19 protein-coding genes and 6 tRNA genes are annotated in these 24,122 nt (G+C 44.1%); 9 read left to right on the top strand and 16 right to left on the bottom strand.

Going from position 1 to position 24,122, the window contains the following annotated elements:
* Nucleotides 1-51 precede the first annotated feature (51 nt).
* The 4 genes from O9X84_RS02675 to gltX all read right to left on the bottom strand — a co-directional run bounded on the left by O9X84_RS02675 (nucleotide 52) and on the right by gltX (nucleotide 2,101).
* Nucleotides 52-127, bottom strand: a tRNA-Glu gene (locus tag O9X84_RS02675).
* A gap of 158 nt (nucleotides 128-285) precedes the next feature.
* A tRNA-Glu gene (locus O9X84_RS02670) sits at nucleotides 286-361 on the bottom strand.
* A gap of 169 nt (nucleotides 362-530) precedes the next feature.
* Nucleotides 531-606 (bottom strand) — tRNA-Ala (locus O9X84_RS02665).
* 85 nt (nucleotides 607-691) lie between these two features.
* On the bottom strand, nucleotides 692-2,101 hold the full coding sequence (gene gltX, locus O9X84_RS02660; RefSeq protein WP_269517984.1) for a glutamate--tRNA ligase: 1,410 nt from the start codon (nucleotides 2,099-2,101) through the stop codon (nucleotides 692-694).
* Nucleotides 2,102-2,550: 449 nt separating this feature from the next.
* Between gltX and O9X84_RS02655 the strand changes: the two genes are divergently transcribed.
* From O9X84_RS02655 to O9X84_RS02640, 4 genes are all read left to right on the top strand, one after another.
* Nucleotides 2,551-2,626 (top strand) — tRNA-Val (locus tag O9X84_RS02655).
* Between the two features lie 34 nt (nucleotides 2,627-2,660).
* Nucleotides 2,661-2,736: transfer RNA gene (locus O9X84_RS02650), tRNA-Val, on the top strand.
* Nucleotides 2,737-2,763: 27 nt separating this feature from the next.
* A tRNA-Val gene (locus tag O9X84_RS02645) sits at nucleotides 2,764-2,839 on the top strand.
* A gap of 258 nt (nucleotides 2,840-3,097) precedes the next feature.
* Nucleotides 3,098-3,400 (top strand): hypothetical protein, encoded by a 303-nt coding sequence (locus tag O9X84_RS02640; protein WP_269517983.1) that lies wholly within the window; start codon nucleotides 3,098-3,100, stop codon nucleotides 3,398-3,400.
* A gap of 128 nt (nucleotides 3,401-3,528) precedes the next feature.
* On the opposite strand, the gene O9X84_RS02635 is transcribed toward O9X84_RS02640, so the two are convergent.
* Nucleotides 3,529-4,065: an energy transducer TonB gene (locus O9X84_RS02635; protein ID WP_269517982.1), complete on the bottom strand. Its 537-nt coding sequence runs from the start codon at nucleotides 4,063-4,065 to the stop codon at nucleotides 3,529-3,531.
* Between the two features lie 455 nt (nucleotides 4,066-4,520).
* On the opposite strand from O9X84_RS02635, the gene O9X84_RS02630 reads away from it, so the two are divergent.
* Complete coding sequence (locus O9X84_RS02630) at nucleotides 4,521-6,143, top strand: response regulator (RefSeq protein ID WP_269517981.1); 1,623 nt, start codon at nucleotides 4,521-4,523, stop codon at nucleotides 6,141-6,143.
* Between the two features lie 102 nt (nucleotides 6,144-6,245).
* Here the strand turns inward: O9X84_RS02630 and O9X84_RS02625 are convergent, their stop codons facing one another.
* The 3 genes from O9X84_RS02625 to moaA all read right to left on the bottom strand — a co-directional run bounded on the left by O9X84_RS02625 (nucleotide 6,246) and on the right by moaA (nucleotide 12,387).
* Nucleotides 6,246-10,544: a hybrid sensor histidine kinase/response regulator gene (locus tag O9X84_RS02625; protein ID WP_269518015.1), complete on the bottom strand. Its 4,299-nt coding sequence runs from the start codon at nucleotides 10,542-10,544 to the stop codon at nucleotides 6,246-6,248.
* Nucleotides 10,545-10,730: 186 nt separating this feature from the next.
* Nucleotides 10,731-11,258: a GNAT family N-acetyltransferase gene (locus tag O9X84_RS02620; protein WP_269517980.1), complete on the bottom strand. Its 528-nt coding sequence runs from the start codon at nucleotides 11,256-11,258 to the stop codon at nucleotides 10,731-10,733.
* A gap of 160 nt (nucleotides 11,259-11,418) precedes the next feature.
* Nucleotides 11,419-12,387 carry a GTP 3',8-cyclase MoaA gene (gene moaA, locus O9X84_RS02615; protein WP_269517979.1) on the bottom strand — a complete coding sequence of 323 codons (969 nt, stop codon included), beginning with the start codon at nucleotides 12,385-12,387 and terminating at the stop codon, nucleotides 11,419-11,421.
* Nucleotides 12,388-12,718: 331 nt separating this feature from the next.
* On the opposite strand from moaA, the gene O9X84_RS02610 reads away from it, so the two are divergent.
* The 3 genes from O9X84_RS02610 (at nucleotide 12,719) to O9X84_RS02600 (ending at nucleotide 15,149) form a co-directional block, all read left to right on the top strand.
* Nucleotides 12,719-14,509 carry an ABCB family ABC transporter ATP-binding protein/permease gene (locus O9X84_RS02610; RefSeq protein WP_269517978.1) on the top strand — a complete coding sequence of 597 codons (1,791 nt, stop codon included), beginning with the start codon at nucleotides 12,719-12,721 and terminating at the stop codon, nucleotides 14,507-14,509.
* 22 nt (nucleotides 14,510-14,531) lie between these two features.
* A complete protein-coding gene (locus tag O9X84_RS02605; protein WP_269517977.1) occupies nucleotides 14,532-14,747 on the top strand; it encodes a DUF3820 family protein in 216 nt (71 codons plus the stop codon).
* Nucleotides 14,748-14,822: 75 nt separating this feature from the next.
* Nucleotides 14,823-15,149 (top strand): hypothetical protein, encoded by a 327-nt coding sequence (locus tag O9X84_RS02600; protein WP_269517976.1) that lies wholly within the window; start codon nucleotides 14,823-14,825, stop codon nucleotides 15,147-15,149.
* A 312-nt stretch (nucleotides 15,150-15,461) separates the two neighbouring features.
* Here the strand turns inward: O9X84_RS02600 and O9X84_RS02595 are convergent, their stop codons facing one another.
* The 4 genes from O9X84_RS02595 to O9X84_RS02580 form a co-directional block, all read right to left on the bottom strand.
* Nucleotides 15,462-16,805, bottom strand: a complete 1,344-nt coding sequence (locus O9X84_RS02595; RefSeq protein ID WP_269517975.1) for a class II 3-deoxy-7-phosphoheptulonate synthase — start codon at nucleotides 16,803-16,805, stop codon at nucleotides 15,462-15,464.
* Nucleotides 16,806-16,910: 105 nt separating this feature from the next.
* Nucleotides 16,911-17,681, bottom strand: a complete 771-nt coding sequence (locus O9X84_RS02590) for an ATP-binding cassette domain-containing protein (RefSeq protein ID WP_269517973.1) — start codon at nucleotides 17,679-17,681, stop codon at nucleotides 16,911-16,913.
* Nucleotides 17,678-18,634: a FecCD family ABC transporter permease gene (locus O9X84_RS02585; protein WP_269518014.1), complete on the bottom strand. Its 957-nt coding sequence runs from the start codon at nucleotides 18,632-18,634 to the stop codon at nucleotides 17,678-17,680. The genes O9X84_RS02590 and O9X84_RS02585 overlap by 4 nt, the downstream gene beginning before the upstream one ends.
* 21 nt (nucleotides 18,635-18,655) lie before the next feature.
* Complete coding sequence (locus tag O9X84_RS02580) at nucleotides 18,656-19,138, bottom strand: low molecular weight protein-tyrosine-phosphatase (RefSeq protein WP_269517972.1); 483 nt, start codon at nucleotides 19,136-19,138, stop codon at nucleotides 18,656-18,658.
* Nucleotides 19,139-19,294: 156 nt separating this feature from the next.
* On the opposite strand from O9X84_RS02580, the gene pepE reads away from it, so the two are divergent.
* Nucleotides 19,295-20,017 (top strand): dipeptidase PepE, encoded by a 723-nt coding sequence (gene pepE, locus O9X84_RS02575; protein ID WP_269517970.1) that lies wholly within the window; start codon nucleotides 19,295-19,297, stop codon nucleotides 20,015-20,017.
* On the opposite strand, the gene bioD is transcribed toward pepE, so the two are convergent.
* Genes bioD through bioB form a run of 4 tightly spaced genes read right to left on the bottom strand, consistent with a single transcriptional unit; the run spans nucleotide 19,988 to nucleotide 24,034 of the window.
* A complete protein-coding gene (gene bioD / locus O9X84_RS02570; RefSeq protein WP_269517968.1) occupies nucleotides 19,988-20,677 on the bottom strand; it encodes a dethiobiotin synthase in 690 nt (229 codons plus the stop codon). The two genes, pepE and bioD, sit on opposite strands and share 30 nt — an antisense overlap.
* Nucleotides 20,674-21,645: a methyltransferase domain-containing protein gene (locus tag O9X84_RS02565; RefSeq protein ID WP_269517967.1), complete on the bottom strand. Its 972-nt coding sequence runs from the start codon at nucleotides 21,643-21,645 to the stop codon at nucleotides 20,674-20,676. Before O9X84_RS02565 ends, bioD begins: the two co-directional genes overlap by 4 nt.
* On the bottom strand, nucleotides 21,642-22,904 hold the full coding sequence (locus O9X84_RS02560) for an aminotransferase class I/II-fold pyridoxal phosphate-dependent enzyme (RefSeq protein WP_269517966.1): 1,263 nt from the start codon (nucleotides 22,902-22,904) through the stop codon (nucleotides 21,642-21,644). The genes O9X84_RS02565 and O9X84_RS02560 overlap by 4 nt, the downstream gene beginning before the upstream one ends.
* Nucleotides 22,904-24,034, bottom strand: a complete 1,131-nt coding sequence (gene bioB, locus O9X84_RS02555; RefSeq protein ID WP_269517965.1) for a biotin synthase BioB — start codon at nucleotides 24,032-24,034, stop codon at nucleotides 22,904-22,906. The genes O9X84_RS02560 and bioB overlap by 1 nt, the downstream gene beginning before the upstream one ends.
* Nucleotides 24,035-24,122: the final 88 nt, after the last annotated feature.

Genomic DNA, 24,122 nt, shown 5'->3' with positions numbered 1-24,122 from the left:
ATATTAACTCCAGCCTATTTCACGGTATTGACCGACCGTGACGCGATTATATGGCGTCCCCTAGGGGATTCGAACCCCTGTTACCGCCGTGAAAGGGCGGTGTCCTAGGCCTCTAGACGAAGGGGACTGAAAATCTTCTTTCGAAAGCTACGCTTTCGAGATTTTCAGTAAGGCGAAGTGAGCCAGCGAACTGAGCGACCTTTTCCTTACCAAACTTTCAGTCAGAAGCTAAATATATTAACTCCAGCCTATTTCACGGTATTGACCGACCGTGACGCGATTATATGGCGTCCCCTAGGGGATTCGAACCCCTGTTACCGCCGTGAAAGGGCGGTGTCCTAGGCCTCTAGACGAAGGGGACAATAAATCTTTTCAAACGTAGTCGTTTGAATCAGTTACACCGTAGATTCACTAAATAAACAACGATGTAATGAGATATTGTCGCAACTGATTACACTCAATCCGAGCTCTCAGATAGCCTATTAAGTTACAAGATATTCTCTCTATCATGCTAGGCACGATGTGCAACTTGGTGGAGCCAGGCGGGATCGAACCGCCGACCTCCTGCATGCCATGCAGGCGCTCTCCCAGCTGAGCTATGGCCCCGTCGTGTCGTAGTCAATTTAATATGACTGTTCCGTGACAGCGGGGCGCATTCTAGGCATCCCCCCCTGCCATGTCAACGGTTTTTTTATGAATTTTCTCTGTTTGCTATAAAAGTAAGCGCTTTGTCGATTCTCTCACCAACTTTCTCTTTTGAGAGCAGGTTTAATGTCACGTCTAGCGAGGGTGAATTACCACTACCTGTGGAAGCTACACGTAGCGGCATGCCTACCTTTCCCATACCAACATCAAGTTCTTCTGCTGTGGCATTTATCGCAGCTTGAATACTTGCTGGCGTCCACTCCTCAAGTGCTAATAGCTTATCTTTCACCAACTCTAATGGCCCTCTCGCCACTGGACGAAGATGCTTTTTCGCGGCGTTGGCGTCAAATTCATCATAATCCTGATAAAAGTACGTCGAGATCTCCGCCAGCTCTTTGAGCGTCTTCACGCGGTCGGCTTGTATAGCAATAACCGATTCAAGAGAAGGACCTGCGGTTACATCCACATTCAACTGATCAAAATGCCATTTTGCATGAGCAGCAACGTCACTTGCTGGCATAGACTTAATGTAGTGCTGATTCAACCAAATAAGTTTCTCTGTGTTAAATGCGGAAGCAGACTGCCCTATTCCATCTAGGCTAAAGTGCTCAATCATTTCATCAAGAGTAAATACTTCTTGGTCGCCGTGCGACCAACCTAACCTAACAAGGTAGTTCAACACCGCCTGTGGTAAAAAGCCATCATCGCGATACTGCATTACGCTAACTGCGCCATGACGCTTTGACAATTTCTTACCATCATCGCCAAGTATCATAGATACGTGAGCGTATTCAGGAATAGGTGCGCCTAGTGCGTGAAGAATATTAATTTGACGCGGAGTATTATTGATATGGTCTTCGCCACGCACAACGTGAGTAATACCCATATCCCAATCGTCTACAACAACACAGAAGTTGTAAGTTGGCGTTCCGTCAGTACGCTGAATGACAAGGTCGTCAAGTTCACCGTTACTGATTTCTATGGTGCCGCGGACGTGATCTTTTATCACAACAGACCCTTCCTGCGGATTTTTAAAGCGAATAACGAACGGTTGCCCTTCTGGGTGGTCTGTTCTATCGCGCCATGTTCCAGGGTAGCGAGGTTTTTCACCTTTTTCTTTTTGTGCTTCGCGGATGGCATCAAGTTCTTCTGAACTCATAAAACACTTATAGGCTTTACCTTCGTTTAGTAACTTTTGAATGAGCTCTTTATATCGGTCAAAACGCTCTGTTTGATAAACCGGGCCTGTATCCCAAGTTAAACCAAGCCACTGCATGCCGTCTAAGATTGCTTGTTTAGCTTCTTCAGTAGAACGTTCAATATCTGTATCTTCTATACGAAGTACAAACTCACCGCCTTTGCTTTTCGCATAAAGCCAAGAATACAGCGCTGTGCGTGCGCCCCCAACATGAAGATACCCCGTTGGGCTAGGTGCAAATCGTGTTACAACCGACATGAATACTCTCTATAGTTAATTTAGAACTTATTTGCCCTTATTCTACCAGCGTAAGTGTTACGACAAAAGCCGCTTCATTCACTCTGCAGTATTTAATATTCAGGTGACATTCAACATGTAGCTATAACAATCATGGAAAATATATGAGTGTAACGGAGTGTAACGGACAGACACTCGTATTCGTTAAGCGAGCAAAATGGACAGACACTCACCTCAGTAGAGAATGTCATTTAATAATTGTTTGCGTTGCCCCTCTATTTGAGGCTGTAAGGAGGCTAAGAAGAAAACACCTCGCAAAAAACGATGCGTTTTTCATCAATTTATATAAAAAGCCAGCAAAATGTTTAATTTTCGCGCATACGGTAATTTTCTTTAATTTTATTGTTGACACTATCACGAGCAACTCTATAATACCGCCCCACTTGCCCAGGCAAGTAAACAAACAAGACGGACGCTTAGCTCAGTTGGGAGAGCATCGCCCTTACAAGGCGAGGGTCACTGGTTCAAGCCCAGTAGCGTCCACCACTCTTGCTTGTTGTTAGAATTGCGAAATACAGATGGACGCTTAGCTCAGTTGGGAGAGCATCGCCCTTACAAGGCGAGGGTCACTGGTTCAAGCCCAGTAGCGTCCACCATCTCCTTTTTTCCAATTCATTTATGCCGGACGCTTAGCTCAGTTGGGAGAGCATCGCCCTTACAAGGCGAGGGTCACTGGTTCAAGCCCAGTAGCGTCCACCACTTTCTCTTCTATCCCTAAATTGTCATAAGACTCGATGGTTCAACAACCTCAAAGCGAGCCACAGTAGCGTCCACCATCCTTTATATTTCCAACACCTCATAAATTCCGACTATTCAATAACCTCAAGCCGAGCCACAGCGACATTAGCCTCACCTTTAAACACACCTGCTAGCGCGTGACTCATTTGGATAAGTTACAACTCAGAACTAATGTGATAACTTTAATTAAGAAAGTTTGCAAAAGGGGTACTTACCAGTATGGTCGCAAATCACAGTGTAGAATTAATCTGTAGAAATATGCCAATCAAGGCAAATTCAGCCCTGCTCACAATCCTTGGAATTTGCTTTTTAAGCGGTTGTTCAAATGCTCAGCATCAGGCGAAAGTTGACGAGTTAAATACTGATTATTGCACTGAAGAAGTACAAAACAACTGTAGATTTATTGCAGCAGGTTTTTTAACACCCATGCAACCGAATGACGCCTTTGAAGAACAACTGAAACCTATACACGAAAGAGAAGAAATTATTGAACAAGAGTTTGAAGTGTTAAGGCGTAAGTGAAAGATGGCTCAGCACAAGTGAAGGTAGGCTGTTAACGCCTCACTTGTACTGAAGTTACTGTGCAATGCAGTGTGCGTGGCCCTTCAAGCAAACACAATATCGTCTCTAACAGCTTATTAAAATGATGGTTAGAAACTGTACCGTTTTACTCTTGATCCAACAACAAACATTGTATCATCTCCACGGCATGACGTGCGTTTATTCACGGCTTCTTCCGTGCAATTCCCCTCACCATTTTTGAGGCAGAATTCAAATCGAGTTCTCATCAACAATGGCCCAGTAATTACGCCTTCGTCAAGGTTAGACCAACCCCACTTAGGAATAACATTCATTGCTTCTTGAACAAAATGCTTCGCTGTCGCATCAATCACTGTCATTTTTTCTATTTCAAGGGATGGTGTGATCACATAATCAATTGTTGCACACCTCATTTCCCCTGCTTTAGCCGCAGCAACCGGGTAAAGCGGTGTAATTCGGTTGATTACGTCTGACTTTTCTTCGCTTGCGACTTGTTTAGCACTGTTTTTAGTCCCTTCCTGAGGTGGGACCTGTGTACTTTGACAGGCCGTCAAAGCCAAAACAAAACAACCTACGGTTAAATAGCGCATAATAACTTCCTTATTTTTGTCGACATCTTTGTTTATCGTTGCTTTTAAACTACTCACTGGCCCATCTAAAATGACAAATGGCGCATCTAAAAATTTGAGATAACACTAGCAATCAACTGATTAAAGCGGTGGGATGAACAAGATCTTTTTAGCTAAAACCATTAGCAGAGCATCATACGATGACAAGCAACTGTGTTACTTCAAGACACTATCATCAATGCTAGAAGTGTACAGATACCAATCACAGCTAATTCTGTATGCTTATAGTGACTTGTTTTCAAAACGCATGGCTTAAAAGTACTCGGTTAAAAAACTATCTTTGTGAAAGATATCTTATTTAAAGCTAACTGTTTGAGAGTAGAATTCATAAAGGTCAATTTTCGAGCATCTGTGCCGATAAAAAGCTATAGTGAGGGTTATAGGGAAATCATTGTCGTTGCCCACTGTCTTTTAACGCTTATCGTAAAACGCTTTTTAATGGGTGTTTTTAAAATTAACTATGTGGCAGGAATATGAAATATAGCTTAGCCAAAGATACTAAATTACTTATTGCTGAAGATCAGGTATTGGCCAAAAGCCATCTCCATTACGCGCTTGAGCAGCTTGGGTTTAGTAACATGGACTATGTAGACCGACCTTCCGCAGCAATTTCTTCGTTACAAGAACGCGAATACGACGCAATAATTTGCTCATACAACCTGCGTTCTGATCAAGGGGGATACTATCTGCTTGAACAGTTACAGTCTGAAAACACGCTCTCATTAACTAATGCCTTTATCTTCACGAGCGCAGATACCTCTGCAGAAGTTGTTCACGCCATCATCGAATTACAACCTGACGAGTTCATAGCAAAGCCGTTTTCAGTCAACGAACTCGATAGGCGACTATCGCGAGTCCTCTCTAGAAAAGCAGCATTGAGAAGTGTATATCGCTGCATGGATAAGAACGACCATGAAAAAGCGCTTTATGAAGTAGAACAGTTCCTGCTTCAGCCTGAACACGCTGAACATTTTCCGCTAGCAATGAAAATTAAAGGCGACTTGTTAATTCTTAATCAACGATTTATTGATGCACTAGCGTTTTACGACGCAATCATAAACGTTCAAGACTTCAGTTGGGCAAAGCTGGGGATTGCAAACTGCCTGTTAGCACTTAAAGAATTTGATGACGCAGAAAGAGAAATTTTACAGCTGGCGATGCGTCCAGACGCTGAGCTAGCGGCTTACGATTTACTTGCAAAGTTAAAGATTCAATACGATGCCTTTGATGACGCCCTAGAATGTACCAATCTCGCTTGCCGTATTTCGCCAAGAAAAGTATCTCGTCACCAGCAAGCCATCAATTTAGCCCGTATAACCCATAACTATGAAAACCAATTTACCAGCGCCAAACAGCTTGTACGGTACGCTCGTGACTCAATTCACGACACACCAGACATCTATCTAAATGCAGCAAGAGCTGGGGTAGATTTCGCGATGACTTCTGCACCTGAAGATATAAATAAAATCGTGAAGCAGTCTACAAGTTATTTACAGCAGTTGAGACAGGCTCATCCTAAAGCATCTCTCAATGACGAGTTATACGTCTTGGATGCACGGTTACATTATTTAAAGGATGATGTGACCAAAGCGCAATCGCTCTTATCAGGCTTTCATATCGACCAAGCACAACATCATTCTACAGAAGCGCTACTAGATAGAGCAAAAGCGCTACATGAGGTTGGGCTTAAAGATGAGTCACTGAAAATATTTGAAGCTCTCTCTCATCGTTTAAAGAGAAATGAAGAAAGCGATGATTTAATGTGTCGCTATATTGCACAAGAGCAAGCGGAGAAAACCGCTATTTCACTAAGCCCCAAAGCACTGAATAACTCTGCCGTTGCAGAGTATAAAAGGGGAAATCTAGAGCAGTCTTATTCTACGTTCTCGCAAGCCTTTAGAGTGATGCCTAAAAACCCTTCTATTGCATTGAATTACTTGCAAGCCATCGTACGTGCTAGAAAGTCTCGTGACGCTCTACCCGCTGACATGAAGCAAGCTATTAAATCATGTAGAGAAACGTTGGAGTCTGCTCAACTATCTAAAGAACAGTTATCACGTTACGAATCGGTCAAAAACATCTTAACAAACAGTTAAGTTTGGGTAATGACTGAACTGCAATCTACGTGATAGCTATAGCTGAGTCATCAAATCGTTCAGATACCCATTACAATGGCAATAGGTTACTTCGAAGAGCAATTAATTGGATTTATCTATCCACTTCTTCATCGTAGAAATAACAATATTGTGCTCTATGGGTTTTGTCAGGAAGTCATTCATACCGGCCTGCAAACACATATCTTTATCGCTTTTCATAGCATTTGCAGTCATTGCAATGATAGGAACCTCTCGATATTGCTTGCCTCCAACGCCTCTTCTTATCTGCCTAGTCGCCTCAAAACCGTCCATTTCTGGCATTTGACAGTCCATCACCACGAGAGAGTACACCCTTTCGTCGCCACATTTTTGTAGTAACTCAAGGGCCTCTTTGCCATTGCTTACGACATCTACATGAAAGCCTGCACTTTCCATTACGCTAGTGGCAACTATCTGATTAATCGCGTTATCTTCAACCAATAACACCTGAGTATTGTTGGACAATGTCGGCGTAGTTATTTCATCGTTATTAAGCGTTTCGTTTTCAGCAATGGACGCGCTTGCTATATGAGCTAAGGTATTTTCACGACCCGTGCTGAGCGAGTTTTCCGAAAGTGCATTACTTTCCAGCACACTCTTGAAATCGTTGGTTGATAATGGTTTGGGGAAACTAGCAAAAACACCTAATGCATTGCTCATTTCAGCGCTGTCGATGTCCTTTAATGAAGTCATTGTTACAACGCGTATATCACAAAAACGTTCATCATCTCTCAACGCATTGTAGAAAGTATTAAAGGGCATATCGGGCACGTCTTTATCAATAAATAACGTCGTTATAGGCTCTGAGCAGTCAAAGCTCTCCTCGCATTGTGCAAGGGCCTCTTTAGCCGACCCGGCGACTGTAGTATTGACACCCCACAATGTAAATTGCTTTTCGATAGCAGCACTATAAGCCCGGCTTTTATCGACAATTAGGCAGCGAAGATTACTTGTGTCTATGTGAGGCGCAATTGGTTGAGCGTCGCTTACTTTGTTAACTTTGCAGGTAACAATAAAGCAACTTCCCTCACCGAGTTCACTGGTTACGTGGATTGCGCCACCTAATAACTCGCACAATTTTTTAGTGATCGTTAAACCAAGTCCAGTCCCTCCGTAGCGACGGGTTGTAGACGCATCAACCTGGGTAAATGCATCAAAAAGTCGATCTAATTTAGGTTTCTCAATTCCGATCCCCGTATCACTAATAGCGCAGCGCATTATCAGACTCCCTTCATCTTCTGCAGGAAGCAACTCCGCCTCAATGCTTAATTCACCGAGCTCAGTGAACTTAACAGCATTACTCAATAGGTTGTTTAGGATTTGTTTTATACGGTTGGGGTCTGAATTAATTTTGGAGATGGGCACTTTGGCGAGGTCTACAACAACTTCTAACCCTTTTTCTTGTGCAGTATGGGCTATTGAATAAGCAAGCTCTTCAATTAAATCTCTCAAGTCAAAGTCCACAGATTCGATCTCAAGCTTGTCAGCTTCAATCTTGGAGAAATCTAAAATATCATTAATCAGTACCAGCAAAGAGTTAGCGCTTGAGTTCGCAATATCAACGCGGTGTGCTTGCTGTCTATTCAAGCCACTGTTTTTGAGTAGCCCGAGCATACCTATCACACCGTTAATGGGCGTTCTGATTTCGTGGCTCATATTGGCGAGGAATTCAGATTTAAGCTTCGTGGCCTCTTCCGCATCTTTTAATGCTGATTTTAGTTGGTGCGCCTGCCCCTCAAGAGAGGCGGTTTTCTCAGATACCTGTTGCTCTAACGCTTGCACAAAACTTTTTTGCTTAATTATTTCAGTTTGGTGAAGACGAGTCCGCAGATAGATAACTAGAAACACCAAACCTATTAACAGCATGCAGTAAAGAGTATATGCCCACCATGTTTTCCACGGCTCCTTCTCAACGTGTAGGTTAAGCGCTAATTGCCTCTTACTCCATTGACCATTTGGCATTAAGGCTTTTACTCGAAGTGTATAGTCTCCGCCCTTGAGATGTGTAAATGACACGTTGTTGTAGCTTCCAATTTCTATCCATTGTTCATCGTATCCATCAAGCTTGTATGCAAAATGAGATTTCGTCGATGATGAATATTCGAGCAGCGCAAATTCAAAAGAGAAAAAGTAATCTTCGTATGACAGATGAACATCAGTAATGTATGAGAGTGCTGTATCCGTACTCGCCTTCTCGCCCATAATATTAAACTCGGTTAAAACGATGTTTGCATCGGGTAATACATTTTGCTCTCTTTCGTCAGAAAAGTATTCAATGCCTCGTTGACTGCTTGTAAACAAAGTACCTTGGGCTGATTTAACTAAACTATTGGCGTAATAATTTTTACCGGCGAGCGCATTACTGCTCGTGTAATTAGTGGCAATTTTTTCATCAGGATCGTATAGAAAAATACCCTTATTTGTTGTGAGCCAAAGCTTGCCTTCTTCTCCATCTGACATTGAACGAATAACGGTTGCCGGCAGACCTTCTTGCTCATTAAACTGTTTAAAACTGTTTGTATCGGGTAGGTATCGATTTAATCCACTCTGCGTTGCAATCCATATGTCGCCATTAGTGCTTTGGTGAATATCTTCAACGATACTGCCAAGCAGAGTCTCGTCTTGTTTGACAGCGCTAAATGCCATGAAACTCTTGTCGCCTTTCTGCCACCGGCTAACACCTTGGCCAGTTCCCACCCACATATTTCCACTGCGCGCTTTGAAAATAGTGTGGATTTCAGGATGAGGAAGACCATCATCTTGGGTTAAGTGCTTAAATGTTTTGTCTCGAACGTTATAGATGTAAATACCGTTTTTATAAGTGCCTACCCATAGGTTACCCTCATCGTCTACCTCAAGGGCTCTAAACTCGCGAAAGTGTCGATATTCGCTATCGTCTTTTGGGTATTCAATTCGATCTATCTCGCCGGTGTTTCTATTGAGTTTAGCCAAATAGTCATCTTGAGCAACCCAAAGCGTGCTTGTTCCAATGACGCCGCTAACAGAGTCTTTTGCTGGAGTAATAGAGTCTTCAACGGGAGTAAAAGAATCTTCAACGGGAATAATAGAGTCTTCAACGGGAATAATAGAGTCTTCAACGGGAATAATAATAGGACGTTCAAGCACGCCATTTTGTGTGTAACCTTCAAAGCTTGTAAACACTGACTTTGACAACTGCTCGAGCCGCTGCTCTTTCACCTGCCACTTAAAAATTTCGGCATTGGCATTGACTATCAGTACATCGCCATTTTCATCAAGCTCAATACCGTTTGGCGCAACTAACGACTCGCTATTAATGAGTTTCACGTTTCGACGGGGCGATAGCTTGAAAATGCCATGCACTTCGCTGGTAATCCATTTTGTGTGAGTTTTATCTTCAAAAATAATTCTCAAACCATTGTCATAACCAAAATCCATTTTTTCTACTGTATTATCGCTTCCTGTATGGCGATACAACCCATTGGTTGAAACAAACCACACGTCGCCCTGATGATCTTCTATCATCGAGTTAACCTGTCCTAATGACTTCCCCTCTTGAGTAAGTTGAGGAATGAAGGTTTCGCTATGGGGTAAAAACAAAAAGGGGCCTTCCTGGGTAGCAACATAAAAATGTCCAGAGCGTGTCAGTAGCAAACTTCGAATTTCGTTGGCGCCTGTGGCAGTTTTATTGCTTTCATCAGGGAAATAGTGTGTCGCAGTAAGCGTGGTTTTATTGAGTAAATTCAAGCCATAGCTTGTTGCTACCCAAAGGCTCTCTTCATCGCTCTCGATAATATCCCAAACACGATTGTGCGACAGACCGGTGTCTTCTTCCTCGTCCTTTAGCACACGAAGGAACTTACTATCACCTAAGTACTTGTTGAGCCCTTTGTTATATGTTCCTAACCATATAGCGCCAGCACTATCGTGAAACAAAGACTGAATGCGATTTGAAGAAAGGGAGTTTGCACTGCTGGGATCATGACTAAACCGTTGAAATATACCGGTTGCAGGGTTGTATTTATTTACTCCTCCCCCCCAAGTACCTATCCAGATATTCCCGTCCCGATCTAACATAAGGTTACCGGCATCATTGTGTGATAACCCTTTTGCTACATCGTTGTTCGACTCAAACAATTTGACCTTTTTACCGTCGTAACGCATAACGCCATTTTCGGCTGTGCCAAACCACAAAAAGCCCTGTGTATCTTGAATGATTGAGTAAATTTCAGACGAGACAAAACCATCATTAGCCGTGAGTTGTTCGATGGAGTATTCATTAACGAGCTTATCCGAGCTAGATGGATACCCACTAGATACAAAGAAAAAAAACACAATTATTGCTGTTAAAGCTCGCAAGAAGAAAGCATGATGGGTCGTCATTTTTTGCAAATGTACGTTCTCTTGATTGGGTGCGCGAGCTAGAAATGTAATGCAAAGAAGATAGTCTAAATTGCTCCTTGTTTCTATTCTACCAAAGGCGCATTTCTCTATTATTCTAGCAGTGTGAACCTCAATACCGATTGTAATACGCAAAAAAGGTAGAAAAGAGGCCAATATTTGTCTTGGCTAGGTAGTATAGACAACGACTAACTCTTGAAAGACACTGTCTTTATATTCAAGCTCGTGGCTAAAGGACATACCTAGTTTTTTCATAATATTGATAGACGCATTATTGTCAGGGTTGGCGATGGCGGAAAATTTGTCGATACCAATATCGTATAAACTCTCCTTTATGGCATTTGCCGCTTCAGTCGCGTAGCCATGTCCCCAGGAACTTCGCTTGAATCGCCATCCCAACTCAATATTGTCGCTTTCAGGGGATTTTGTAAAAAAACCGAAGGGCCTAACTAAAACCCAGCCAATGCTTTCTTTGTTATCTTGCCTTTCTACGCGCCACAATCCCCAGCCAAAAGCAGGGTTAGAGTAGGCTTGAAATCGAGGTACAAAAATATTTTGAATGTCGTCTTTGGAAGATTTTTTACCACCAGTAATATATTTCATGACCAACTCATCTTGGTCTAATTCCCACAGAAAATCAGCATCCGCTTCAGTGATGTAGTGGTAGGAAAGACGCGCACTGTCCGCTATTTGCATATAATTCCATTTCTCTTATTATTTTTGCCGAATATATCTTATTTGTGTCATTATCCTAATCAATTTTAATGCACATTGTTTATTCTGTTGCTTTAAACCGCCCAAGGTTGATCCACCTCAATTAGCTTACCTTTTCAAGCGTAGGTTACGCCACACGTTCCTACCCACCTAGCATTGCCAAATGCTTGGTAGCCCCGGTTTTCCCTTCGTGCAAATAATGAGCAGCATGCTTCGTACCTAAAGCCTGTTGTAAAAATGTCACTACCTCCTTCACATCCCCCTTAGCGAGAAGGTCACGCATATCAATACCATTTTCACTGAACAAACAAAGGTGTAGTTTACCGGGAGCAGACACGCGTAGCCGATTACAGGTTTTACAAAAGTCCTTGCTGTAAGGCATGATAAGTCCGATCTTGCCCTTGTAGTCGGGATGATAAAACTCTTGTGCAGGGCCTGCATCGTTTCTACGAACGATTGGCTGCCACCCCATATTTTCAAGGGTTGCTTTTAAAGGCGTGCCACTTTGGTGCTGTTTGCTGAAAAATTGAGAAAGCTCTCCAGTTTCCATCAGCTCAATAAAGCGAAGCGTAACCGGCATATCTTTAAGCCATGATAAGAATCGCTGTAGTCGACTGTTTGAAAAATCATTAAGTAATACTGAATTTACTTTTACCTCTAATTCGGCGTCGATTGCAGCGTCTAACCCTCTTAGTACAGACTTCAGTTTGTCTTGCCCAGTAATAGCAGCAAACTGCCTAGGGTCGAGGCTGTCTATGCTTACATTAACCTGATCAAGACCCGCTTGCTTCCACTGAGATGCGTATTTTTCCATACGGGCGCCATGGGTAGTCATAGCAACTCTTTCTATACCCGGCGTATTTGCAGTGAGTTGGAGAATATCGATAAAATCACGTCGTAACGTAGGTTCACCGCCGGTGAGGCGTACTTTTGAAGTCCCCAAAATGGCAAATGCTTTTAATAAGGTGTCAATTTCTAATAGCGACATAAACTGATCGCTGGAGGGCCCATCATACCCATCAGGTAAGCAATACTGACAACGGAAGTTACATGCTTCGGTTACCGATAAGCGTAAATAATGAAACTGTCTTCCGAAACTATCTTCTAGCAAACTAACTCCTAATGCTTTTATTGCATCTTTACCAACAACCTATTCTGGCAAGATACAACGATGAAAAAAATTACACCAACGTGTATTGCTATATCTTATTCGCCAATTGGCTTCTTATGTACTCTGCACTGTCGTTACTTTACACTACCGGCAGCGTATATAAATAGTGTAGCGCTTTTCTTTACGTTAAATGAGACCGACATAATCTTAGAATCATTTCATTTCGTACTATTAAGCTACGTATTATTAAGTCACTAAATCGCCTTTGTAGCATGTGTTTAGATGTTATCGGCTTACATAGAAGCAAATTTGGACGTTACTGCAGTATAAAATGAGAAAAAATCGCTTACCTATTAATGATGATGAGCCTGTAAAATGGCAAGTACTGTCCCAACTCGTCCCCTATCTTTTTGAATTTAAACAACGCGTGGGACTGGCTATTCTTTGCTTAGTGGCCGCAAAGCTTGCCAGCATAGGCCTGCCTTACGTATTGAAGTACACCGTAGACAGTCTCAATGGCGATCTTACCACCCTTGCCGTGGCCGTTCCCATTAGCTTAATTGTGGCCTATGGGGTACTCAGGCTGCTCAATGTATTGCTGGGGGAAGTGCGCGATACATTATTTGGTAGAGTCACTGAACGCGCGATGAGACGGGTGGGCCTTAAGGTATTTAAACACCTTCACAATTTAGACTTGGGTTTTCATTTAAACCGCAGAACAGGTGGCCTGTCTAGAGATATAGAGAGGGGTACAAACGGCATTAGTTTCTTAATGCGTTTTATGGTGTTTAACATAGTACCAACGCTTTTAGAAATAAGTCTTGTTGTAGGCCTTCTTCTGTTTCAATTCGGTATCTCTTTTGCCCTAATTATTGTTATTAGTGTTGTGATTTACGTGGGCTTTTCTATGAAAGCTACCGATTGGCGAACCCAATTTGTAAAACAAATGAACGAGGCCGACTCCACAACTAATTCGCGAGCCGTAGACAGCCTACTGAACTTTGAAACTGTAAAATACTTCAACAATGAGCGTTTTGAAGCCAACCGCTACGATGAAGACTTAGCAGCGTGGGAAATTGCGCGTCGTAGAAATCGACTCTCTCTTTTTACGCTAAATGCGGGGCAAGCGAGTATTATCGCCATTGCCATGACCGCGATGATGGCCAATGCGGCCCTAGGCGTATTAAACGAGGAAATGACCATTGGTGACTTTGTCCTTATTAACGCGTTTACCATGCAAATTTTTATGCCTCTTAACTTCCTTGGCTTTGTGTATAGAGAGATTCGGGGCAGCCTTGCCAATATTGACAAGCTGTTTAATTTGCTGGCGCAAGTGCCTCAAATCAAAGATGCTGAGAATGCTGAGACATTAAAGACAACTAACCCTACCGTCAGCTTCAAAGACGTGCACTTTTCTTACGGCGAAAAACGTAAAATACTCAACGGCATCACCTTTACTGTGCCCGCCGGTAAAAAGGTGGCAGTAGTTGGGGCAAGTGGTGCCGGTAAATCGACTATTATGAAATTATTGTTTCGCTTTTATGAGCCTAACGAAGGTCAAATTTTGATAGACGGCAAAGACATAAAGCAGCTTTCACAAGATAGTCTTCGCGCTCACATTGGCATAGTGCCCCAAGATACTGTGCTTTTTAATACGTCGTTAAAAGAAAATATTCGTTACGGCAACCCAAAAGCCACTGATGACGAAATTAGCCAGGTTATTAAACTTGCCCATCTTGAAGCCTTTATCGAGAAGCTGCCAGAGGGACTCGAGACAACCGTTGGCGAGAGAGGCTTAAAGCTCTCTGGTGGCGAGAAACAGCGTGTGGCCATTGCTAGAGCACTGTTAAAAGGTGCCTCTATTATGATTTTTGATGAAGCGACAAGCTCCTTAGACAGTGCCTCCGAAAAGGCGATTCTATCAGCCTTGCGCGATGCCGCTAAAGGTCATACTAGCCTCGTAATTGCACATCGATTATCCACTATTGTTGATGCTGATGAGATATTGGTCGTTAACGAGGGTGCCATTGTGGAGCAAGGCACGCACGATGAGTTACTTGCTAAAGGCGGCGAATATGCATCACTATGGCAAACGCAACAGCGTAACAAACTTGAGTCTTAATCACTGGATTTGAAATAAATACATGGACCCGGAAAACGTAAAAGAAGCGATAAATCAAACCATGCCGTTCGGCAAATTTGCAGGAAGACGTTTGTTTTACCTTCCAGAAACGTATCTGGTTTGGTTTAACAAACAAGGTTTTCCTAGCGGTAAACTGGGAGAGCAACTTGCTCTAATGTACGAAATTAAATTGAACGGCCTTGAATCTATCGTTGAGCCTCTTCTTTACGACGATTAAGTAGAGACAAAACGTTTTTAGAAAAGCAGTGATAGAAAAGCTGTTGTAGAAAAGTTCCAACGAAAAAGAAACTTTATGTCAGTAAGACCCCGCAAGCAAAGGCGAGGCGAAGTCAACGCCCGCATTTTAAAAATTCATGAAGCCATGGCAGTGAAGGTGCTAAACAACCCTGAATTGCTTGAAGGCGTACGCGAAACCTTAGAGCAGCGCTACAACAATAGGCTCATGCGTTACGGCAGTTATATACTGTGGAGCAGCATTTTAGAAACCATCAATACCCCTGAGCTATTTAAGTCTTTACTGCTTGCTGATGACGAGCGTACGGCCAATTTGAGAAGAGAAACAATATTTACAGGTGTGTTGAGCGAGGAAGAGCGCCAGCATGTGCTGACAAGCGAATAGCATAGCGCTGATACCAGTCCACATAGATATAACCCACTCAGCGAGACTTAAAATGTTCGTAATCGCGGCGTGTTACCACAGGTGCTGTGGTTCTACATCAAGGTGACACTACAAAGCGTACGGACATTTTAAACTCAGCCTTCGGGAAGGTCTAGCAAGCTATACAAGAAAGTAAAACTCAAAAAAAAAAGCGCTCGCATTACATTTGAATGTAAATATGAGCGCCTTTTTTGATTTACGGTATAGCTTCTATGACAAGCTCAAACCTTATAAGATTTGGCTTTATAAACGTTGAAGCTAAAACGTTGAGGCTTAAGCGTTGCGCAAATGATCTGCCACTAAAAATGCCATTTCCAGTACCTGATCCGCATTTAAGCGAGGATCGCATTGGGTTTTATACGCTTGGGCTAGGTCTTCATCACTTATCTCGTAGGCACCGCCCGTACACTCCGTTACGTGCTGTCCCGTCATTTCTAAATGAATACCACCAGCATGAGTTCCTTCAGCTTCATGTGCTTGAAAGAACTGCTTAATTTCACGCAATATGGCATCGAAATTACGAGTCTTGTAGCCAGAAGACGCAGAGAACGTATTGCCGTGCATGGGGTCTGAACTCCATACAACATGACGACCTTCATTTTTCACTCTACGCAGTAAGCGCGGAAGGTTATCGGCAAGATTGTCAGCACCCATTCGCGTTATCAGTGTTAGACGACCGGGATCGTTTAACGGGTTTAATGTATCGATGAGACGAATTAGTTCGTCTTCTTCCATACTTGGCCCTACTTTTACCCCAATAGGATTGTGAATGCCGCGGAAAAACTCAATGTGCGCATGGTCAAGCTGGCGCGTTCTTTCACCTATCCATACCATGTGCGCCGAGCAGTCGTAAGGCTTTCCTGTTAGCGTGTCAGTGCGAGTGAGCGCTTGCTCATAGTTAAGCAGCAGCGCCTCGTGAGACGTAAACAGCGAGGTTTCATGCAGCGTAGAACTTGAATTGGCATTAATTCCAATAACGTTCATAAACTCTAAGGAATCTTGGATACGCGTGGCCATATCAGAATAGCGCTCTTTCAGCGGACTATTTTCCACAAACGCCATGTTCCAACGATTCACTTCGTGAAGGTCAGCTAGCCCACCCTGCGCAAAGGCGCGTAATAAATTCAATGTAGAAGAACTGCGATGATACGCCTCTAGCAAACGGTTAGGGTCTGGACGACGAGCAGCCTCGGTAAACTCAAAATTATTGATAATATCGCCGCGATAGCTTGGCAGAGTAACGCCATTTCGCGTTTCAAAATTTGAAGAGCGAGGCTTAGCATATTGGCCTGCCATACGGGCAACTTTTGTTACCGGGCATCGACCCGCAAACGTAAGTACAATTGCCATTTGTAACAGCACTTTAAATGTGTCGCGAATTTTCGGTGCATTAAATTCGTCAAAAGACTCAGCGCAATCGCCGCCCTGCAATAAAAACCCTTTTCCTAGGCTCACTTCGCCAAGCTGACGACGAAGCTCTCTGGCCTCAGCAGCGAACACTAATGGAGGATAAGTACTAAGGGTCTGTTCAACATTGCTTAACAAGGCACTGTCTTCATATTCTGGCTGCTGCAGAATAGGTTTCTGCCTCCAGCTATCTACTTTCCATTCACTCACCGGTACTCTCCTGAAAATGCGTCAGTGTACAAATATGTCTTTAAAAACATGCCTGTAAAAACATGCTTACGGACGCTAAAAAAATATTTGTATATTTTAACATACTTATTCGAGGGTGATAGGCGCGCAAACTTGAATTTCTAGAAAGTTTTTCTTCTTGCTTATTGCAAAATGACACTCAAACACGCTTTCTAAATTATTCTGAGTGGCCACCAAATGCGGAGCACCGCTAGCAATAATACGCCCTTTGTTCATCAGCCACAGAGAAGTGCAGTAATTTGCACTTAGCGCTATATCATGAGAACTCATAATAATGGTGTTGCCTTTAGCGCATAGAGCTTGGATAAGTGTCGCGACTGCATATTGATGTCGAATGTCTAGCCCTTGCAGGGGTTCATCGAGAATAGCAATGCCTTCCCCTGCTTCCAGCTGAGGCCAAATTTGTAGCAGTGCCCGACAAATCTCTACTCGCTGTCGCTCCCCTCCAGAAAGATGCGTAAGGGGCTTGTCGAGAAATAACTCTACTTCAAGCGCGCGTTCCAGCATAGCTGGAATAAGAAGATTATCGCGATGACTGTGAGCATAAAACGATAAGTACTCACCCACACGTAAGGCAAAGTTCGACTCCAACTGTTGCGACAACATGGTTCTCAGTGACGCTAACTCGGCAAGTGACCAAGCGCCTAGTGCTTTATCGCATAGCACCACTTCACCTTGCTCTGGAGTAATAAGACCGGCAATAACGGCCATCAAGGAACTTTTTCCCGCACCGTTTGGGCCAAGAAGGTGTATGCACTCCCCTTTTACAGCATGCAGGGAATCAACTTGTAAGCGGTTGGTGAGACTAATATTGGTTAAATGAAGCACCATACTCATCGCAGCTGACCTTTTAACAACGCCCAGATAAGCAGCGGCCCGCCAAGGGTAGCGGTGATCATCGACACCGGCAGAGTGATTGCTCTGGTAAGCTCTGAGCACAGTGCAACAAGCAGCAGCAGGGTTGCCCCGGCTAACGCGCACAGTGGCAGAAGAAACTTATTATTGTGTCCAATCAGTAAACGAAGAATGTGTGGTATTAACAGCCCCACAAACGCAATAGAGCCGGCCATTGAGACTGCAGCCCCTACCGCAATTGCACAGGCTATTAAACTGCGTTCGGTAAGCTGATGCACATTTACACCGCTACTTGTTGCAGCCACATCACCAGCATATAGCCTGTTGTAACTCCCTGCTTTTGCAAACTGGTACCACAGCGCTGCAATAATTAAAGGCCCCCCCACAAGCAATATTGGCCACGTGGTTTGGTACAAACTTCCCATTAACCAGAAGGTCAGATTTCTTAGTGAATTAGCATCGCTGAATAAGTAGAGCCAGGCAATAATTGCCCCGCTTAACGTTGATATTGCAATCCCTGACAAGATAACCGCGGTAGAAGAACTGAGCAGCTTTCTGGCCAGTTTATAAATAGTAAACGTGGTTGCCAGCGCCCCAACAAAGCAACCTAAAGGTAGTAAGTAGTGAAGATATGCACTTGCCCAATTCGGCGTTATCAGTAACAGCACCGCCGCCACAAGACTTGCGCCGCTGGTAATGCCAACAATTCCGGGGTCTGCTAATGGATTTCTAAGCACGACTTGTAAGGTAGCACCGCTTACCGATAATGCTGCCCCAACTAAGGTCGCCGTAAGTACAAGGGGCAGCTGAAGTTGATATAAAATATGTAGTTTTAGCGGGGTGGGTGAATCTGAGAACGCCACCACAGCGAGCACGCCTACCAACGCAATAACAAATAATGATGCAACCGCAACAATCGTTGCTTTAGGATTTATCAACGTATGCCGGCCTTGTTATTACATTGCGTTATTGAGTGAATTTTTTATATGGGCAACCAAACCATCCGAGGCCGACTCGATGAGGTCGAGCACTAATTCAAATCCTTTTTTGCCGCCGTAATAAGGATCTGGAACCTCTTTTTCATCTTCATCACAAAAGTCGAGAAACAGGCTTATTTTTTCGTGATATTGAGCGGGACACATACCATGCAAATTAGCAAGATTACTCTCGTCCATCGCCAATATATAATCAAATTTTTCGAAGTCACTCTCTTGAACACGACGACACTTCAAGCCTTTAAAACTGTAGCCTCGCTCCACGCCTGCAGCCTGTGAACGCTTATCAGGCTGCTTGCCAATGTGATAACCATGCGTACCTGCAGAATCAATGAAGAGATCTAACCCTGCCTCTGCCGCTTTATGTTTGAACACTGCCTCTGCTGTAGGAGAACGACAAATATTTCCTAAACAGACAAATAAAACCGATATAGATTGCTTCATTTACGTTCCTTTAACCTACGTAAGACTATCGATACGAACACCACAGCAACATAAAGTTCGCCGCACTAAACTTTAACGGCAATTTAGCGTACTCTTGCAGTAATTGACCTTACGTTAGCCAGCGTAAATTTATATCTATGATTTTGTGGAGTTTGTATGACCGCACATGCACTAATGCTTAGTAGTTCTCGTCAGGGTGACGAGGCATACCTTGAACATGCAAGGCCTCATATTCTTGCACACTTAGGAAATATTCGCGACCTCCTATTCGTGCCTTATGCGGCCGTAACCGGCACCTATGACGAATACGTGAATAAGGTCGCCGAGGCTCTGCCAGAGTGTAATGTCACTGGATTGCATACTGTAGAGGATCCAGTATCAGCCATTCATCATGCCAAAGAAAACGGTCAAAGCATTGTGGTTGGTGGCGGTAATACCTTTCATCTACTCTCAACCTTGTACGCCGGTGCGTTAATGGTGCCCATCAAGCATGCCATCGCAGATGCAACTCCCTATATTGGCTGGAGTGCTGGCTCTAATATATGCGGTCAATCGATTAGAACAACAAACGATATGCCTATTATCGAGCCGCCCAGTTTCGAAGCATTAAATGTGGTTCCTTTTCAGTTAAACCCGCACTACACCGATTATCAACCTGAGGGTTTTAATGGTGAAACCCGTGATCAACGGCTTTTCGAATTTACAGCACTGAACCCCACTACCCCCGTAGTGGCTATTCGAGAAGGTACCGCGCTAACGCTCACTAACAATAAGCTTACGTTAGTTGGAGAAAAGGAAGGTTATCTATTTTTAGGAAATGATAAATCGCCCATTGCCCTTGGGGCCGATCTAACAGATTTGCTTAATCGCGAGAGCTAATCTGTCGTCACTTGGTTGTTGGCCGAAAGGAATTTCGGCTAACAACGGCTCTGGCAGCATTGCTTTTAACGACGCTAGATTATCGCTGTAGCGGGTCATATTGCCAGTAATGTCGTTGGCTACCCAGCCCGCAATGTTAAGCCCGTCACGTCTTATTGCTTCAGCAGTAAGTAAAGCATGATTTAAGCACCCCAAGCGCATGCCAACCACTAAAATGACATCCATACCAATGGATGCCACTACATCAGATAAGAATCGGGTTGGCATGGTGTCATCACCCACATTCAGCGGTAAGCGCCAGCCACCAGCCCCCTCCATTAATAATAAATCTGGCTTGTAGGCTTGCAGGTTTCCCAGCCCCTCTATTATTTTTTCGTCGCTAAGCACTACTTTTGCTTCAACAGCAGCAATATGCGGTGCGATGGGCGGTTTAAGGGCAATGGGGTTTATCTCGCTAATTGGTAAGTCAATGCTGTTAGATTTCTGGATAGCAGCGGCATCTTCGTTTACCCATTCACCATCAACAAGGTCGCACCCCGCGCTTATTGGCTTATAACCAATCGCCTTATGCCCTAATTGTGACGCTGCTTCAAGAAGCTGGCATGTAACGTAGGTTTTGCCTACTTCGGTGTCTGTGCCGGTAATGAAGTATTGTTTCATGCATGTTTTTCCAATCTAAAATGGCATACCCGGTAAGTAAGTGGAAAACACGCTACTTTGCTATGGATTTTTGGATAAGCCTTACTCAATTTTTGAATATCCTGACGACTCAGCATTTTCTGTTGCTTGCCCGTTTCGCCCGCACCTATTCCTTTAACGGAACGAAGAAGCGACATCATATCGCTATGACTATCCACGTAATCTCGTGTGATAATTCGCTTTACCGCCAACTTCGTGTCGCGAAATGCAGCATACCAGGTAGTTCCAGTCGGTAAAGGAGTCGTTGCCGTAGGCAGCTGGGCGACTCTGCGGGCTCTGGTAAGCTCTTCAAATGAACCGGAAACCATAATAGCCAGCTCAGCAATGGCACCGTTTTTAAGCACTCGATGAATTTCTTTTGCTACGCAGCTTGGGCTATTGGCCCACTGCAGTGCCATCGATGAATAAGCCACATCAATCGTGTTGCTATCGAAAGGTAACGCTTGGGCACTGCCCTGTTTAAAAGTGAGATGGGGGTAGTTATTGCCCGCTAACGCTAACATGCCCTCGGCAATATCAACGCCAACGGCTTGCAACCCTCGATTGTTAAGCGATTGAGTGTGAACGCCTGTTCCACACCCAATATCTAGGGCAACACCATTAAGCCGGACTGGTAGGTTCCGTAACCCTTGCTCAGCAATCGAATGCTGAATAGCGGCTAGCCTGTCGTAGCGGGACGCCGCTTTTGAGAAGCGCTCGGCAACGGCTTTTTCGCTTATACCCATTCTAGTGTTTGAATCTACGTCTATTTTTATGTTTATACCCTGGCCAACTTTTGTATTTTTAGAGGCACTGCTTTTGGCAAGCGTGGTATCTGAGTGAATGCTTCTTGTAGCCTTATACGATGGATCAAAAATGTTTAATTTTGTTGCAACGTCAACGCCTATTTCATGAGCGGCATTAGCTTGTAGAGCGCTAACCTCTTTCATGATACTGCCTCATTCGCCAAAGAAAGCGCGTCAATTAACATATCGATATCTTGCTCAGTATGAGTGGCCGTTAGGGTAATACGCAGCCTGTCTTCATTTTTGGGTACCGTTGGCTGGCGAATAGCGCTCGCCCACATGCCACGTTTCTTCAAGGCTTCACTCAGCGCTATTGCTTTCTTAGGGCAGCCAACGATGATTGGCTGAATCGCGCTTTGAGAGCTAACGAGAGAGAGGCCGCTACTGGCTACTGCGTCTAGTCGCTCTTCTCTATCGCTCACGGAAGATTTTCCAAATTCTTGACCAAACCGAGCTCTAAAATGTTCGATATTGTTGCTTAGCATCTCTCGGCGCGATGTATCGGTGGCAATATTCGTTAGCGAATACAAGGTGGCAACAGCTTGCGCAGGCGGCATGGCCGTTGAGTAAATATAATGCTTTGAAAAATTCACCAAATAATCTATGAGTATTTGGCTACCCGCGATAAATGCACCGCCTGTGCCAATAGCTTTGCCGAAGGTTCCCATTACAATAGGCACTTGGCTTTGACTTAACTGTAGTTCCTCAACTGTACCAAATCCGTTTTCCCCATAAACACCCATTCCATGGGCATCATCAAGCATAAACCACGCGTGATGTTGCTCAGCTAACGCAGCTATCTCTTTTACAGGTGCTCGGTCGCCATCCATACTAAACACACCCTCACTGGCGATAAGCGTATCGTTAGCTTGCGACCCACCGCCAGACAGCAGCGTTGCCAAGTGTTCAACATTGTTGTGTCGAAACCGGCGAAGCGAGACCTTCTTTCCCAGTGACATTGCCCCTTCTAGAAAGGAAGCATGCATGAGCTTATCAGCAATAATAGACGACAATTGCGTTGCAGCTGCGTTTGCTGAGCCTTGGCCAAAAAGCGCCATACACACAGCCTGATTTGCAGCAAAGCCAGAGCTGAATAACAGTGCAGCTTCACGATTTAGCCCGTCGGCAAGGGTAGCCTCTAGCGCTAGGTGAGCCTGTGTGTGCCCTGTAACTAGCGGCGATGCACCGCTGCCCGCGCCAAATTGAGCAAGGCCTTCAACGTAACTTTGCAGCACGCCCTCATGCTGACGCATACCGAGGTAATCGTTGCTAGAGAAATTGAGATAATGATCGCCATTAATACAAATAACGTTGTCTTTTTCGTACTGCTGACACACGCGTTGACGCAGCAAGCCCTCTTGGGCTCGCTGAGTAAGAGCATCTTCTAACCAAGAAAAAGACATTAGGCCTCTGCGGTATTCGATTCGTTTTTCAAAGAAGCCTTAGCAGATTTTGGCTTACTAGCATCGTAAAAAAGTGCGTCAGCGTCGCCCTCAGCTTGCTGTGCAATTTCTTCTTCTAGTACTTGTTGATGGGCTTCGTCAGAAAAGTCGCGGGTCCTTTCCGTGTTGATGCCCAGCTTTTTAAACAGCATAACGTCTTCGTGAGTATCCGGGTTAGACGTAGTCAACAGCTTGCAACCATAAAATATAGAGTTAGCCCCTGCCATAAAACACATGGCCTGCATCTGTTCGTTCATTGCCTCTCGACCTGCCGATAAACGAACGTGAGACTTAGGCATCATAATTCGCGCCACAGCGATAGTGCGAATAAACTCGAAGTAGTCTAAATCTTCAACGCTGTCTAAAGGTGTCCCTTTTACTTTAACTAACATATTAATCGGAACACTTTGTGGCTGTTCAGGCAGGTTTGCTAGCTGCACAAGCATGCTTGCTCTGTCTGCTGCTGTTTCTCCCATACCAACAATGCCGCCAGAGCATACGTTCATGCCGGCTTCCCTCACATTTTCAAGGGTATTTAAGCGGTCTTCATAGGTTCGCGTAGTAATAATATCACCATAGTACTCGGGCGACGTATCAAGGTTGTGATTGTAATAGTCTAACCCTGCTTGTTTAAGCGCAACGGCTTGGTCTCGAGTAAGCATGCCAAGGGTCATGCAGGTTTCAAGCCCCAGCTTTTTCACCTCTTCAATCATGCTTACAATATAAGGCATATCGCGGTCGCGAGGGTTGCGCCATGCGGCCCCCATGCAAAAACGGGTAGAGCCTACCTGCTTTGCTTCTTTAGCGCGCTCAATCACTTTTTCGATTTCTAAAAGACGTTCTTTTTCAAGCCCGGTGTCGTAACGCGCGCTTTGCGGACAATATTTACAATCTTCCGGACATGCGCCGGTTTTAATCGACAGTAACGTACTCACCTGAACTTCATTAGGATTAAAATGCTGTCTGTGCACGACCTGTGCTTGAAAGAGTAAATCATTAAATGGCATTTCAAACAAAGCGGTTACTTCGTCTTTCGACCAATCGTTGCGAATTGTTGTCGTTTGTGCCTTTTGCGCTGAAGCCAGTGTCATAGACTGTCCTTTACTTGTTCTTTACTAAATGAGAATGCTGGCTTAGTCTATGCGTCATTACAAAGTTGTCAACTCTGACCATTTCAAA

Source organism: Alteromonas sp. BMJM2 (assembly GCF_027257845.1).
Lineage (GTDB): Bacteria > Pseudomonadota > Gammaproteobacteria > Enterobacterales > Alteromonadaceae > Alteromonas.
Note: the sequence above shows the minus strand (reverse complement) of the source record. Positions and strands in the feature narration are given on the sequence as shown.